We start from the raw sequence: 14907 nt of genomic DNA on the forward strand, positions 1-14907 counted from the left end.
ATTTGAACTCTTTAAATTTATCAAAAGGATTGCCGACACTGGTACAAGAGCATATCCTCGATCAAAAAGAAGCATTACAGCCCTATTTCCACTACACTGAAGATCATGATAAACAACGGTTACTTGAGAAGATTTTGATTCGTATCGCTAGAGGTGATCGCAAAAGCTATACCGTTTACAATAAAGAAAAACTCTCCCAAACCAAAGGGCGCATCCTCTATAAATACCTCTTTGAAAACCATATCATTAAAAAAGAAAAGAGTAGAGAACTTCCCATCAAAACTTCAAAAAAGCAGTTGATAAAAAAAGATTTAAGACACTATCAGATCCAAGATAAAATTCAATTTTCCAATAACTTTACCAGATTTTGGTTTACGTTTATTGCGAAAAATTTTGATAAAGAACAGATTAGCTACGACCAAGATATTGAACCTTTTTTAGATAAGTATATTAGTTTGGAGTTTGAAAATCTTTCCAATACCCTCCTATGCCATATCTACAAAAAAGATGGTATCCTCTCTTCTGGGAGTTATTGGGATAAAAATCTTGAGATTGACCTCTTTATAAAAACACAAAAAGAGAATATTGCCGGTGAAGTCAAATGGAAAAACAGCAAAGTTTGCAAAAATATCTTAAACGCATTGATACATAAATGTAAAAAATCTAATTTAGATGTCAATAAATTTGCACTCTTTTCAAAAAGTGGCTATTCAAAAGAGTTAGAAACAAAAAAATATGCTAATATAGAGTTATATTATTTAGATGATTTCAAAAGGCTTTTGGATGATTGATGAAAATTTGTTGAATTCGCTGAACACAAAAGAAAAAGAACTTTTCAAAAAAGGGTTAAACGACCTAATAGAACAGACATATGTGATTGAAAATGAGTATAAAAAACTCAATGAGTCTTATGCTTCACTCCAAAATTTCATTAAACAAATTATTGAAGTACAACCTAATGCGTTGTGGGTTTTAGATGAAAATGGTGAGATTTTTTTGCAAAATAGTGACGCAAAAAAACTAGAACCTCTTCTTAGAAAAATTTTAGAACATAAAAACAAAAAAGAATTTAGCTATAAAGACGCCTACTATATTGTCAAAACGGTCACACAAACAGAGAAAACCATCATCAGTGCCACAGATATTACAGAAGAAAAGAGACAAGAGCGTCTGATTTCCATGGGACAAGTGGCCGCACACCTCTCTCATGAAATTCGCAATCCAATCGGCTCTATTTCACTTTTGGCCTCGACCTTATTTAAGAAAGTAGACACTAAAACAAAACCATTGGTTTTAGAGATGCGAAAATCCATCTGGCGTGTCGAGCGCATCATCAAAGCCACCTTGCTCTTTACAAAGGGACTCAATGTCGATGCCCACTCTTTTTCGCTTTTAGCTCTCAAAGATGATTTAGAAGAATCTCTGGCTTATTATACCTATTCCAAAGATATCACATTTGATTTCCAACTCCCCGACACGCATATGATTGGGGATTTTGAGCTCTTATGTTTGGTCTTTCAAAATTTCATCTTTAATGCGATTGATGCGATTGAAGAGGGAGAGAATGAAGAAGGCATGATTAGAATATCCTATCAAAAAGAGGCCGATTATACGATTTTTCATATTCAAGATAATGGCAAAGAAATTAAAAACAAAAACATTCTTTTTGAACCTTTTAAAACGACAAAAACCAAAGGAAATGGTCTAGGATTAGCACTATCATGGCAAATCATCAAAGCACACGGTGGGGATATTGCGCTAAAAGATAACCCAAAATCATTTGAAATCAAAATAGGAAACACCCTTGTTTAAAGAAAGTATCAAAATATTTTTAGGAGATCTTTCAAACTCAATCAGAGATTTACTGCCCATCATCGTCGTCATATCATTTTTTCAAATTGTCATTATCTCAGAGATGCCAAAACATCTCTCTTCAATCCTCTTAGGACTTTGTATTATCGCTTTTGGATTGGCTGTTTTTATTAGAGGCTTAGAGATTGGGATTTTCCCCGTTGGTGAGAATCTTGCCAATGATTTTGCCAAAAAAGGTTCATTGATATGGCTTTTGGTTTTTGCCTTTTTTATAGGATTTTCCACGACTATCGCAGAACCGGCACTGATTGCTATTGCAGACAAGGCCACTATCATCAGCCAAGGAAGGATTGATGCCTTTTCATTGAGACTGACCGTTGCTATCGCGGTAGGAATGGCTATTTCAATCGGTGTGCTGAGAATATTACTAGGCCATCCTGTGCAATATTATATCATTGCCGGTTACATAATTGTCGTGGTTATCACCTTTTTTGCTCCAGCACAAATCATCGGTTTGGCTTACGATAGTGGTGGAGTCACTACATCCACAGTCACGGTCCCTCTCGTCGCAGCGTTAGGAATCGGTTTGGCATCTAGCATCAAAGGGAGAAACCCTGCGATTGATGGCTTCGGTTTAATCGCCTTTGCCTCATTGACCCCCATGATATTTGTACAATTATATGGTATCATCGTGTATGATTTTTTTGATCCACCACCGACATCAACATTGGTCATCAAAACCGTGACGAGTGTAGCAAAAGGAGCAGAATTTGACATTATTACATTGATGTTGGATTTTTTAAATGTCGCAAAAGATATACTGCCTATCTTATTGGTCATAGTTTTTTTTCAATACCTCATCATTAAAAAGCCAATTTTACATATTCCAAAAGTTGCGACAGGTGTTTTTATGGTCGTTGTGGGGTTGTATGCTTTTATCGTCGGATTGGAATTGGGCTTATTCCCAATAGGTGGAGAATTGGCCGCTTCTTTGACACGGATGCAAAATGTTTGGTATATTTATCTTTTTGGTTTTGCCATAGGATTTTCTACTACAATGGCAGAACCTGCATTGATTGCTATTGCATTTAAAGCCAATGAAATCAGCCAAGGAAACATCAATCAAATGGTACTCAGAATCTCCGTAGCCATAGGTGTAGCTGTCGGTATTGCACTAGGAGCATATCGTATTGTGCAAGGCGATCCCATTTATTATTACATCATTACAGGTTATATCTTTGTCATCATTTTGACCTATTTTGCACCCAAATATATCATACCAATAGCTTATGATAGTGGCGGCGTCACCACCTCTACTGTCACCGTACCGCTCGTAGCTGCTTTAGGATTAGGTTTAGCACACAACATACCTGGCAGAAGTGTGTTGATAGATGGATTTGGATTAATCGCATTTGCATCTTTGTTTCCTATGATCACCGTCATGGGATATGGCATACTTGTTACAGAAATTTCAAAGAGGAGAAATTAAAATATGCAATTTATTGTTTTAGCCGCAATCGTTCCCGATGCGCAAGAAGAAAATGTCATGAAAATAGCCAAAGAGGCTGGAGCCGGAAGTGCTACGATTTTACATGGCAAAACGATTGGATTAAAAGAAAAAAAGGTCTTTTTTGGTTTGACATTGGAAGAAAATGTTTCCATTCTTCTCTTTATCTTGCCCAAAAGAATTTCAGTCATCACGTTCAAAAAGCTCAAAGAAGAACTCAAATCAGGCGAAGAAGAAGATGCTCAAAATGGTATGGTTTTTACATTTCCATTGACACACTTATCGGGTTTGGATATAGATGAGTTAGACTTCTTTGAAGAAGAAATTAAAAATGAATTATAAAGGATAACCGATGTTAGTACGCGATATCATGAAAAAAGAGAGATTAGCAATCGTCTCTCCAATGGCTCCGGTAAGAGATGCCCTCAAGCAAATGAAAGAGAGAAAAGTAAAGTCATTAATCGTTGACAAACTCCGCCCTAGTGATGCTTATGGATTACTCACGTATAAAAATATTATGTTTTCGATTTTAGCCAGCGATGGAGATATCGATTTGTTGCGCGTGTATGATATATGCTCCAAACCAGCCTATCAAGTCTCTGAAGAGTTAAATGTCAAATATGCCGTACAATTAATGGTCAGAGGAAATGTCAAACGACTGCTCGTCATTGATAATAATGAAATCGAAGGCATCTTAACGATGACAGACATTATGGAAACGTATTTAAAAGATATCTAGCAAGGGAGCACTTAGGCTACCCCTGCGAGATTGATTTCTTTTAATTTTTCATCTATATCATCGGATACTTTAAAGTAGGTATCAAAGACGACATCTTGTAGTTTTGAGGAAAATACCAATTTCAGCGGTCGATTTCCAGGATTTTCTCTCACCAGTCGGTATAAATCTTCTAAGATTTCTGCATTTTTTTGAAACTCGATAAAGAGTGTCTTTGGCTCTGCTTCGACCTCAATCGCTTTAGTTTCAGTTTTCTCTTTTTTGGCTTCTTTTAAATTTAAAATCTTCAAAACACGCTTATTGACACCCCGTTCATCTCTTGAAATCGCCACTTTAAGACAAATAGGCTCTTCTTTATCCATCTTATCAATTTTTTCCAGAAATTTTGAAAACAGTGTCACTTCAATATTGCCATGGAAATCCATGAGATTTAAAATAGCAAATTTATTGCCTTTTTTACTTATTTTTTCAGTAATCTCTTCGACCTTCCCAATAAAAAGAGCCGTACTTCCATCGCCTAAGTTTTCAATATCACTTGACAAGGTATAAGGGACTGCATTAATTTCCTCTTTGAACGCATCAAGCGGGTGTCCTGAGACATAAAATCCCATCGTCTCTTTTTCAAATTCTAAGACTTTTTTCATATCAAATTCTGGTACATTCTGAATATCAATATGCAAAGAAACCAATTCTTGGTCATCTCCAAAGAGAGAATTTTCAGCCATTTTTTTCGCTCGGGCACATTCACCGGCAGTTTCAACGATTTTTTCGATATTATCTAACAGCGCCCGTCTGGTATAGCCAAAATCATCTAAACTACCAGATTTTATCAAGGATTCAATGACCCTCTTATTGACTTTAGAGGTATCGATTTTTGACAAGAAATCATCCAAACTGTGAAAGTTTTCTGCTTCTCTTGCTTCTAATATCTTGGTTATGGCTGAACTTCCCATACCTTTGACAGCACCCAATCCAAATAAAATCGTCTCATCGCCTTCGTCATCTTTTATCGCCGTAAATTCAATCAAACTCTTACTCACGCTCGGAGGAGAGAGTTTGATACCAAGTCTTTTGACTTCATCAATATACTTGACGATTTTTTCTGTATTATCTTGCTCACTGGTTAAAAGTGCCGCCATGAATTCTTGCGGATAATAGTATTTTAAATAAGCCGTTTGAAATGTAATCATCGCATAAGCGGCAGAGTGGGATTTATTAAAACCATAACCAGCAAATTTTTCAATCAATTCAAACAGTTCAATCGCATGATTATAGTCATATCCCTGTTTTACGGCACCATCAGCAAATTCAGCCTTATATTTTTTCATGACATCGATTTTCTTTTTACCCATGGCACGTCGCACAATATCTGATTTTCCTAGACTAAATCCCCCAATTGCTTGAACGATTTGCATGACTTGTTCTTGATAAACAATGACACCATAGGTCGTCTCTAAGATAGGTTTTAATGCCTCGGTAAACTCATCATAAAAGTAATCAATCTCTTTTATGCCATGCTTTCTGTCAATAAAGTCATTTAACATACCCGATTCCATCGGACCAGGACGATACAATGCCAACACCGCCACAATATCTTCAAAGGTAGTCGGTTTTAAACGTTCATTTAGAGATTGCATCCCTCCTGATTCAATTTGAAACAATCCAATAGTGTGTCCACTTTGGATAAATTTGTAAATATTTTGGTCATTGACATCTACTTTGTTAAAATCAATATCTTTGCCATATCGTGATTTTATCAACTTCAGTGCATTATCGATGACGGTCAGGGTTTTGAGTCCCAAAAAGTCAAATTTAATTAAATCCACATCTTCAAGATAGTTTAGAGAATATTGTGTGACCAATTGCTGGTCTTCTCCCGCAGGCTTGTAAAGTGGTGTTTTATGCCACAGTTCTTCATCACTAATCACCACGCCCGCAGCATGCATTCCGGAGTTACGGTTCAAACCTTCCAATGCCAAAGCAAATTTCCAAACTCTTGCAATTTCAGGATCTTCTTCAATCCATTGTCTTAATTTTTCTTCTTTTTGATAGGCTCCTGGTTTAAAACCTTCTTCTCCCTCTACCCCTTTACCATTGAGGGTAATATGCAGCTCATCGGGTACCATTTTGGCCATTTTATCTGCTTTGGCATAAGGCACACCTAAGACTCTCGCAACATCACGAATCACTCCTTTGGCGAGTAATTTTCCAAATGTAATGACTTGTGCCACATTGTATCTACCATATTTTTGCACCACATAATCAATAATCTCTCCCCGCCTACTTTGGCAAAAGTCAATATCGATATCGGGCATACTTACCCGTTCAGGATTCAAAAATCTCTCAAACAGTAGGTTGTATTTCATCGGATCAATATCCGTAATAAAAAGAGAAAAGGCCACCAAACTTCCAGCCGCACTACCCCTGCCCGGACCCACAGGGACACCACGTTTTTTGGCCTCTCGTATAAAATCCCAAACGATGAGCATATAGCCGGGAAATTTCATGCTACAGATAATATCCATCTCTCTATCGAGACGTTTTCGATACTCATCATGAAGCGAAGGATCCACGAGTTTTAACCTCTCCTTGAGACCGATTTCACATTGATATCTAAAATACTCATCATCATTATCATAATCCAAACCTTCACTTTTGGCATACTCTTTGGTAAATTTGAATTTAGGAGGAGTTGGGTCACCTAGTTTAATCTCCAAATTGCATTTTTCTACAATCTCTTGTGTGTTTTCAATCGCATCAGGGATATCTGCATACAGACGCATCATCTCCTCAGGAGACTTGAGATAAAATTCATGTACAGAGTGGCGCAATCTGTTAGGGTCATCAAACTCTTTATTCATGGCAATACACATAAACGCTTCATGAGCTTCTGCATTCTCTTCTTTTAAGTAATGCGTATCATTGGTCGCAATGATTTTAATCCCCGTTTCTTGCGAAAGACGGATGGTGCTATCATCGATAAATTGTTGATCACCAATACCATGGCGCATCAACTCAAGATAAAAATCCTCGCCAAAAATATCTTTGTATTCAAGTGCTGCTGCTTTTGCACCCTCATAGCCTTTGGCGCCAAATTGCACATTTCTTGGATTTTGTGTATTCAGATGCCAGTTGACTTCTCCTTGCAAACAAGCACTAGAACAAATCAAACCCTCGCTGTGTTCACGAAGCATTTTTTTGTTGATTCGTGGATAATAATAAAATCCATGAATAAAACTTTGAGAAGAAAGATACATGAGGTTTTTATAACCGATTTCATTTTTAGCCAATAAACACAAATGAAACCGTTGTTTGGTTGTTTTATCATCAATCTCTTCTTGATTATGAATGTAGGCTTCCATCCCAATGATTGGCTTAATCCCAACACTGCGCATCGTTTTGTAAAAATCTATAGCACCAAACATATTGCCATGGTCTGTAATCGCCACAGATTCTACGCCTTGTTCTTTGAGTAATGATGCTAATTTTCCTATTTTATTGGCTCCATCTAGGAGTGAATATTCAGTATGTAAGTGTAAGTGTGTAAATTTCATAATGGTTATTTCTTTCTATTTATTTTTTATTCATTCTACAAAAAAAGCTCTTAAAAAACATCGTGTTGGTGTCATGTTAGACGATATTTTTACCGGCACAATATCCACTAGCCCAAGCCCAATGAAGATTAAAGCCACCACAATCTCCATCAATATCCAAAACCTCTCCTGTGAAAAAAAGTCCTTTTTTCAGTTTGGATTCCATACTTTGAGAGTGGATTTCATCCGTATTAATCCCTCCAGCTGTAACTTCAGCACTCTTGAAACCTCGTGTTCCTGTGATAGTAAGCTGTAGATTTTTAAAGGCATAAACCAAGGAGACGATATCTTTGGTATTGAGATGATCTGCATTTTTTACAGAAAAATCTCGTGCTATGAATTTCGCTAATTTTGAATTAATAAACCCATCCAACCACAAGGCTAAACTTTTATGATGGGAATATTTTTTCCGTTTTTGTAACATATTTTTCAATTGTTCTTTGGAATACTCCGGCACTAAATCAATCTTGGCCTTGACTTTTTTTTGATGTTCAAGCGCCCATGATGCATGACGACTCACATCTAAAATAGCAGAGCCTGAAATACCATAATTGGTAAATAAAATATCATCATGTTTACGCATCACACTGCGTCCATCAACCAAAATTTCAATCAACCCTTCGATTTTAACACCATTGATACTCGCTAAATCTTCTTTGGTTTCCAATTGCACCAACGAAGCGTAAGGTTTGATGATACTGTGCCCAAATGCTTGGGCAAATTTGTAGCCACTATCACAACTCCCTAGTGTGGGCATGGCCAAACCACCAGTAGCGATTAATACCTTGGTGGCCTTGTCTTGTCCCTCTTGGTGTGAAATAATAAATCGATCATGATCGGCTTGAATCTGTGTCACTTCGCACGGGAACATAAATCTCACTCCCAGACGTTCACACTCATAACGCAACAATTCTACAACACTAGAAGATTGATGACTTTTAGGATATAATCGGCCATTGTTGCCTTCAAACATTTCAATGCCCAATTCTTTAAAAAATGCAATACAAGCAGCCGTATTAAACCGATTGATCGCAGGATTGACAAAACTAGCATGTGTGCCATGATAGTTTGATGTTGCAATATTTTTATTGGTGATGTTGCATCGACCATTACCGGTGGCGAGGATTTTCTTTCCAATTTTAGAGTTTTTCTCATAAACTCGTACCTTAGCACCGCTTCTTGCCGCTGTGATAGCTGCGACCATGCCAGAAGCTCCCGCGCCGATAATTGCTATTTGTTCAGGCAAATTCCCTGCTCTTCAATCGTAATAATGTTATTTTCAGCCAGCTTGCTCAAGGCTTTTTTAAAGTTCTTTTTACTTAATCCAAAAGCTGATTTAATCTCTTCGGATGAACTTTTGTAATTGTAAGCCATGTGTCCCTCATGATCTCTCAAAATCTTCTCTACTCGGTGCGTTGCCATATTTTCGTTTTCTTTTCCGATGGGCTGTAGTGAAATATCCATCTTGCGATCGGGTCGTATTTTTTTGATATAGGCAATCTTTTTCTGTCCGACCCAAATATCTTCAAAAATTTCATTATGAAAAATCATCGCTTCATATTTGTGATCTACGATTACTTTAAAGCCTAAGGGCGTTTTCTCTCTAATAATAATTTCCACGCGCTGATTGACTTCTAAGTCTTCAATATCGTCTCTTATGTATTTTTTGAATTTGTGTGCCCCAACAAGTCGATGGGTCTCTTCATCCAAACACACTCGAAATACAAACTTCATCCCCACTTCAAGTGGAATCTTTTGCAATGCTTTGGGAACAAACAAATCTTTTGGCAATCCCCAATCAACAAAGGCACCAAAATGCGTCACATCAACGACTTCAAAATATCCAAATTCATCGCGTTGCGCCTTTGGCATCAACGTGGTCGCGACCAATCTATCTTCAGAATCGGTATAGATAAAGACATCTAACATCTCCCCTACTTCCATCTCATCTGTGACATAAGCATTAGGTAGGAGGACCTCAGTCTCATCTTCACTGATGAGATAAAGCCCTGGATCTGAGAATCGTGAGATTTCTAAGGTATTAATCTTACCCAGTTCTATTGTTTTATTCATAGAAGTAGTTGATTTTTGACATCAAGCGCCACATCAGGTCCTGCGAGTTTTTCTACCAATGCAAGACCAAATTTCATAGCGGTTGCAGGACCTCTTGAGGTTGTCACATTCTCATCATTGACGACGTCTTGGTCACTTAGATAGCCCTCTTGTCGAATATTGTTTTCAAATGATGGATAGCAGGTATAAGTTTTTTTCAAAACACCCGCACGTTGCAAAGCAATTGGCGCCGCACAAATAGCACCAATGGCTTTGTTATCATGATCAAAATCTTTGAGAAGTTTTTGGACATTCTCATCTTTTTCTAAATTGGTTGCACCGGGCAATCCTCCGGGTAATACAACCATATCAAAATCAGAATTTTTAACATCTAAAATATGCATATCAGCCTGTACTTTTACATTATGTGCGCCGGTCACTTGTTTCTTATCAATAGCGGCCATGACCACTTCGATATTCGCTCGTCTCAATACATCAACAACACTCAATGCTTCTATCTCTTCAAAACCATTTGCCAATAAAACTAAAACTTTTGACATTAATCATCCTTTCTTTTTGATTTATTTAACGCGTTCTAAATATTCACCACGGACAGTATCTACTTTGATAGTCTCACCTTCTAAGATATGAAAAGGAATCTGTACCACAGCACCACTCTCTAGCGTCGCAGGTTTTTTACCGCCTTGAGAATCGCCTTTGAAGTTTGGTGGTGTTTCTACGATTTTGAGCTCAACAACGGCTGGCGCATCGACACCGATTGGTTGACCATTATGAAATAGCATCTCCACATTCATACCATCAATAATCCAATTAGCAGCATCACCGACTTGATCTCTTGTTAAGCCGATTTGATCATACGTCACATTATCCATAAATTGCAAGAACTCACCATCATCATAAAGATACTGCATGGTTTTATCTTCTAGATTTGGAGCCTCGCATTTATCGCCTGCATGAAATGTTTTTTCGATTACTTTGCCATTGGCATAAGACTTAATCTTGACTCTAACAAAAGCGGCCCCTTTACCCGGTTTGACGTGTTGGTACTCTATAATCTTATAAGGAACTCCATTTAGTTCTATTTTTAAACCTTTTTTTAAATCACCCATTGAATATGTTGCCATACATTCTCCTCTAATTTTATGCTCTTATTATATCAAAAATAAGTTAAATTAGTCCAAAAAGTGCACAATAATAAAAATAGTATTATAATTTTTATCTATAATAGATCAATAAGATAAATCCTATCTTATTTTAGGATATAATAAATAAAAAGCAACAAGGAAATGACATGTTCAAGAATAAAGAATATTTAAATATCTACTTAGTGACAGGCATTTTGACACTGTTTGTGATCTTTAGCGTCATTACGCTCTATTTTATACAAAAAGATATTACCAACAATACCAGTGCTACTTTGTTAGAAAAAAAGTTAAAAAAACTTAAAAAATAACACTTAAAAACAGATCACACACTCCTCTTTAATACCCTACTTCCACCCCTGCAATCGATTACAAGAATTTTAAACTAAATACTTCTCTTTTTATACGTTTTAACGTATAAAATATATATTTATATTCTACATATATATAAATAAACGTATTTAATATGAGATTATTAGTATATTTTATAATTTTTAATGTACTTTTTATAATATTTTGGTATAATATATACATAATAAAACAAGCAAAAGGATGCTCATGATTAATTTGACACTAAGAGAAAAAGAGGATTTAAAAGAAGTTTATGATTGTTTGGTCATGAAAAGTGAGATTGAGTTATCCTGTGAAAATGTGTATCAAAATATTTTAAATGTAGTCAAGAAAATAAGAAGTATAATAAAAATATAGAGATGGCATCATGCCATCTCTATCATGATAGATTAAGACGGATTGTTGTCTTTAATCGCTTTGGTGTTGTCCATCAGTACGGGCACTACGACAAGCGATACGATTACCGCAACAATCGTACCAAATATCAATGCAACACCCAAACCACCAAAAATCGGATCTTTTGCTAGTAGTGTACTGGCTAAGATAATCGCAGCAGCCGTTAAGAAGATTGGTTTTGCTCGTGTTGCTGTTGCCGATGCTATGGCTTTACGTTTTGGCATACCTTTTTCAATCAAACCAATCGCAAAATCAATCAACAATAATGAGTTTCTCGAACTAATTCCCATCAGAGCAATAAATCCTATCAGAGAAGTCGCGGTCAAGAAGAAGGTATCGGTCGTAAAAAGATCCATAATCCAATGTCCCACAATCACCCCGATAATCGATAAGAAACTTCCCAAAAGGATAATCCCACTCAGCGCAAAACTCTTATAATAAATCACCATCAACAAAAAGATTAAAATCAGCGCCGCGATAAAAGCTCCACCAAGGTCTCTAAATGTGTCCATAGTGACTTTCATTTCGCCATCCCAATTGAGGTCAAACACTTCACCGCTTTTTTTATCTTTCAATTGTAAATTAAAAAGATGTGTACTGGTAACATCGTAGTTTTTGCTAAAAAATTCTTTCATTTTACTTCGAGCCTCAAGCAGTGGATAGACTTGAGAGACCAAATCTGTCTCTGCGATAACATTCACCATCTTGCGAAGGTTTTTGGACATAATCGTTGGATTTGAATTCACTTCCACCGGCGTTACCAACTCATTGACAGGAATCATCATCCCTTGCTTATTCATCAGTTTGAGTGAGGATAATTTGTCTTCTAAAGCTTTTTTAGACAATTGATTGAGTTCTTTGGTTTTCTTGCTCAGCACGACGTACAATGGAATTTGCTCTGGTGAATTTTCACTATTTTTCACTGCAATACTCATACCCTCAAAAGAGAGATACAAGATTTCATTGAGTTGTTTGATACTCAAACCTGAGCGAATGACTTTTTCTTTATCCACGCGTAATTCATATTTTTTGTATATCGTATCTTGCATCACATCAACATCTACAAGATCTTTGGTATGTTTTAAGATATCAGCCACTTGATTGGCGAGCACTCTGAGTTGTGCACTATCGTTGCCATACAGCTCTACCACAATCGATGCTAAGGTTGGAGGACCCGCAGGTTGCTCTATCATCTTGATGGTGGTTCCCTTGACAAGATTGCTACAACTTTTATCTATCACCGGACGCAAACGATGTACCATCATAAAAGATTTTTCATCTCTGTCATTTTTGTTCGTCAAATTGACAACAATTTCTGCAGTATTTTCCGTCATTTTAAACGATGAACCTTTGACCAGTCCGGCATAATCAAGTGGAGAACCCGTACCCAGATAGGTCTCTATATTGACGATTTCTTTCTCTTTTTTTAGAATATTATTAATGCATTGGGTCACGCTTTTTGTTTGGGTAATAGAACTACCCGTCGGTGTATCTACATAAATAGAATACGTATTAGCACTTTTACCCGGGAGCATCTTCGCTAATACCACTTTTGTAGGAAACATCATGATAGAACCAATAAAGGCTAACAATGTCACCAATAAGACAAGAAGCTTCTTGGATCTGGAATTAATAATGGAATAAATAATCGTCTCAATGATTCTCATGGTTTAACTCCTCAGCTTCTATTTTATCTTTTTGAAAATGCCGTTTATGGTGATGTTGTGGCGGTTTTTTTAGTAACTTCTTGGATAAGTAAGGAGTGAAAATATAGGCAATAATCAAAGAAGCAAACAGCGCCACCGGTACATTTTGAGGGATTGGTTTCATAAATTGTCCCATCATCTGTCCCACAAATGCCATCGGTACCATAGTCAAAATAATCGCCAATGTTGCCACGTTGGTCGGGGCACCAATCTCATCGGTTGCCTCAATGAGTATTTCATCCATATCTTTGTCTACACTATCATGAGAGTGAAGATGGCGATGGATATTTTCTATCACGATAATCGCCGCATCGACCAAAAGTCCCAAACTCAACAAAAAGGCAAACAGTGTAATTCTATTAATCGTTTGTCCTGTCATATAAGCCACAAATATCGTCACGGCCAAAATAGCCGGTACGGTAAACGTCACAATCACCGACTCTTTCCAACCCAATACAAAAACCAAAAGCATGGCAATAATCACAATCGAAATCAAAAGATGGAAAACCAATTCATTCACCGCTTCATTGGCACGCTCTCCATAATTTCTCGTAATTTTATAAGAGATTCCCTCTTTTGCTAATTCACTTTTCATCTCATGGAGCTTGTCAATAATACTATCAGCAATCACCACAGCATTGGTCCCTTTTAGTTTTGATAAGGTCAAAGTGATTTGATTTTTACTTTTTACAAATTTGCCATCTTTTTTATATAAGATTTCTGCACTTTTGAAATTTTGAATGTTATATCCATTTTCTACGTGTGCCACATCTTTGAGATAGATAGGTGAGCCCATGTATTGTGCAATGATGAGATTTTGTACATCTTTGATGCTCTCAATCGCATTTTTGACACCAAATATCGCAAGCTTACCATCTTTGGTACGGTCTTTGATATCAGGCACATCCACCGCGAGTGATTTTAAAGCTTGGACAATCTGTCCCATAGAGAGATGAAATCCTGATAATTTATTTAAATCTACTTGGATGTTAAATTGTTGCTTTTTTTCGCCAATCAATGTCGTTTTTGCCACATCTTTGATTTCGTTTAATTCATTTTGAATGGCTTTGACTTTCTTATACAATTGGACATTGGACACATTAGCACCGTCTTTTGCATAAAAGGCAACGGTGACAATTGGAATATCAATATCGATATCAAAAGGCTTCACAATCGGCTGCATGGTATCTTTTGGAAGTTGATCCATGTTTTGCATCACTTTATCATAAAGCTTTAGATTGGAAGATTCCCTATTTTCTCCGATATAATACATGACATTGACAATCCCAACATTGGGTGCTGCAATCCCATAAATATACTCTACCCCTTTGATTTCTTTGATTTTTCGCTCCAACGGCTTGACGATGATATTATCAATCTGTTTTGGAGTGGCACCGGGTAGTACTACCATGACAGCGCCCCCGCTTATTTCAATTTGAGGATCCTCTTCTCTTGGGGTGATTTCCAAAGCCAAATACCCAACAAGAAGGAGAAATACTCCCAGCAACGGCGTCAGTGGATTGTGCAAAAATGCTTTGGCTAGCTTTCCTGCAATATCCGTAACCTTATAATTATTATTTTCCATGTCTTT

At 36.9% G+C, this 14907-nt stretch carries 14 protein-coding genes; 7 read left to right on the plus strand and 7 right to left on the minus strand.

Features of this window, described 5'->3' with window-relative positions:
- The first annotated feature begins 2 nt into the window (after nt 1-2).
- The 5 genes from SFB89_RS07505 to SFB89_RS07525 are packed head-to-tail and all read left to right on the plus strand — an operon-like array spanning nt 3 to nt 4058.
- Nucleotides 3-791, plus strand: a complete 789-nt coding sequence (locus tag SFB89_RS07505; RefSeq protein ID WP_331774065.1) for a DUF234 domain-containing protein — start codon at nt 3-5, stop codon at nt 789-791.
- Nucleotides 784-1812, plus strand: coding sequence for a sensor histidine kinase (locus SFB89_RS07510; RefSeq protein WP_331774066.1), 1029 nt, complete (start codon nt 784-786; stop codon nt 1810-1812). The genes SFB89_RS07505 and SFB89_RS07510 overlap by 8 nt, the downstream gene beginning before the upstream one ends.
- Nucleotides 1805-3301 carry a DUF1538 domain-containing protein gene (locus SFB89_RS07515; protein ID WP_331774067.1) on the plus strand — a complete coding sequence of 499 codons (1497 nt, stop codon included), beginning with the start codon at nt 1805-1807 and terminating at the stop codon, nt 3299-3301. The genes SFB89_RS07510 and SFB89_RS07515 overlap by 8 nt, the downstream gene beginning before the upstream one ends.
- 3 nt (nt 3302-3304) lie before the next feature.
- Complete coding sequence (locus tag SFB89_RS07520) at nt 3305-3661, plus strand: transcriptional regulator (RefSeq protein ID WP_331774068.1); 357 nt, start codon at nt 3305-3307, stop codon at nt 3659-3661.
- Nucleotides 3662-3671: 10 nt separating this feature from the next.
- Nucleotides 3672-4058, plus strand: coding sequence for a CBS domain-containing protein (locus SFB89_RS07525; protein ID WP_331774069.1), 387 nt, complete (start codon nt 3672-3674; stop codon nt 4056-4058).
- Nucleotides 4059-4069: 11 nt separating this feature from the next.
- Here SFB89_RS07525 and dnaE read toward each other — a convergent pair whose 3' ends face one another.
- From dnaE to efp, 5 genes are all read right to left on the minus strand, one after another.
- On the minus strand, nt 4070-7609 hold the full coding sequence (gene dnaE, locus SFB89_RS07530) for a DNA polymerase III subunit alpha (protein WP_331774070.1): 3540 nt from the start codon (nt 7607-7609) through the stop codon (nt 4070-4072).
- Nucleotides 7610-7685: 76 nt separating this feature from the next.
- Nucleotides 7686-8894: an NAD(P)/FAD-dependent oxidoreductase gene (locus SFB89_RS07535; protein ID WP_331774071.1), complete on the minus strand. Its 1209-nt coding sequence runs from the start codon at nt 8892-8894 to the stop codon at nt 7686-7688.
- Nucleotides 8879-9721, minus strand: coding sequence for a CvfB family protein (locus SFB89_RS07540; protein WP_331774072.1), 843 nt, complete (start codon nt 9719-9721; stop codon nt 8879-8881). Before SFB89_RS07540 ends, SFB89_RS07535 begins: the two co-directional genes overlap by 16 nt.
- Nucleotides 9718-10260, minus strand: a complete 543-nt coding sequence (locus tag SFB89_RS07545) for a DJ-1 family glyoxalase III (RefSeq protein WP_331774073.1) — start codon at nt 10258-10260, stop codon at nt 9718-9720. The genes SFB89_RS07540 and SFB89_RS07545 overlap by 4 nt, the downstream gene beginning before the upstream one ends.
- 21 nt (nt 10261-10281) lie before the next feature.
- Complete coding sequence (gene efp / locus SFB89_RS07550) at nt 10282-10845, minus strand: elongation factor P (RefSeq protein ID WP_331774074.1); 564 nt, start codon at nt 10843-10845, stop codon at nt 10282-10284.
- Between the two features lie 167 nt (nt 10846-11012).
- Between efp and SFB89_RS07555 the strand changes: the two genes are divergently transcribed.
- Nucleotides 11013-11174, plus strand: coding sequence for a hypothetical protein (locus SFB89_RS07555; RefSeq protein WP_331774075.1), 162 nt, complete (start codon nt 11013-11015; stop codon nt 11172-11174).
- A gap of 247 nt (nt 11175-11421) precedes the next feature.
- Nucleotides 11422-11571, plus strand: a complete 150-nt coding sequence (locus SFB89_RS07560) for a hypothetical protein (protein ID WP_331774076.1) — start codon at nt 11422-11424, stop codon at nt 11569-11571.
- 32 nt (nt 11572-11603) lie between these two features.
- On the opposite strand, the gene SFB89_RS07565 is transcribed toward SFB89_RS07560, so the two are convergent.
- Both SFB89_RS07565 and SFB89_RS07570 read right to left on the minus strand, forming a co-directional pair.
- Nucleotides 11604-13277, minus strand: a complete 1674-nt coding sequence (locus SFB89_RS07565; protein ID WP_331774077.1) for an efflux RND transporter permease subunit — start codon at nt 13275-13277, stop codon at nt 11604-11606.
- Complete coding sequence (locus tag SFB89_RS07570) at nt 13264-14901, minus strand: efflux RND transporter permease subunit (RefSeq protein ID WP_331774078.1); 1638 nt, start codon at nt 14899-14901, stop codon at nt 13264-13266. Before SFB89_RS07570 ends, SFB89_RS07565 begins: the two co-directional genes overlap by 14 nt.
- Nucleotides 14902-14907: the final 6 nt, after the last annotated feature.

Origin of the sequence: Sulfurospirillum sp. 1612, assembly GCF_036556685.1 — a bacterium.
Classification (GTDB): Bacteria; Campylobacterota; Campylobacteria; order Campylobacterales; family Sulfurospirillaceae; genus JAADIZ01.

Bases quoted from the DNA above. Each gene is read 5' to 3' on its own strand.
- SFB89_RS07510 (WP_331774066.1), top strand. From the start codon at position 784: ATGATTGATGAAAATTTGTTGAATTCGCTGAACACAAAAGAAAAAGAA.
- SFB89_RS07520 (WP_331774068.1), top strand. From the start codon at position 3,305: ATGCAATTTATTGTTTTAGCCGCAATCGTTCCCGATGCGCAAGAAGAA.
- SFB89_RS07525 (WP_331774069.1), top strand. From the start codon at position 3,672: ATGTTAGTACGCGATATCATGAAAAAAGAGAGATTAGCAATCGTCTCT.
- dnaE (WP_331774070.1), bottom strand. From the start codon at position 7,609: ATGAAATTTACACACTTACACTTACATACTGAATATTCACTCCTAGAT.
- SFB89_RS07540 (WP_331774072.1), bottom strand. From the start codon at position 9,721: ATGAATAAAACAATAGAACTGGGTAAGATTAATACCTTAGAAATCTCA.
- SFB89_RS07545 (WP_331774073.1), bottom strand. From the start codon at position 10,260: ATGTCAAAAGTTTTAGTTTTATTGGCAAATGGTTTTGAAGAGATAGAA.
- efp (WP_331774074.1), bottom strand. From the start codon at position 10,845: ATGGCAACATATTCAATGGGTGATTTAAAAAAAGGTTTAAAAATAGAA.
- SFB89_RS07555 (WP_331774075.1), top strand. From the start codon at position 11,013: ATGTTCAAGAATAAAGAATATTTAAATATCTACTTAGTGACAGGCATT.
- SFB89_RS07560 (WP_331774076.1), top strand. From the start codon at position 11,422: ATGATTAATTTGACACTAAGAGAAAAAGAGGATTTAAAAGAAGTTTAT.
- SFB89_RS07565 (WP_331774077.1), bottom strand. From the start codon at position 13,277: ATGAGAATCATTGAGACGATTATTTATTCCATTATTAATTCCAGATCC.
- SFB89_RS07570 (WP_331774078.1), bottom strand. From the start codon at position 14,901: ATGGAAAATAATAATTATAAGGTTACGGATATTGCAGGAAAGCTAGCC.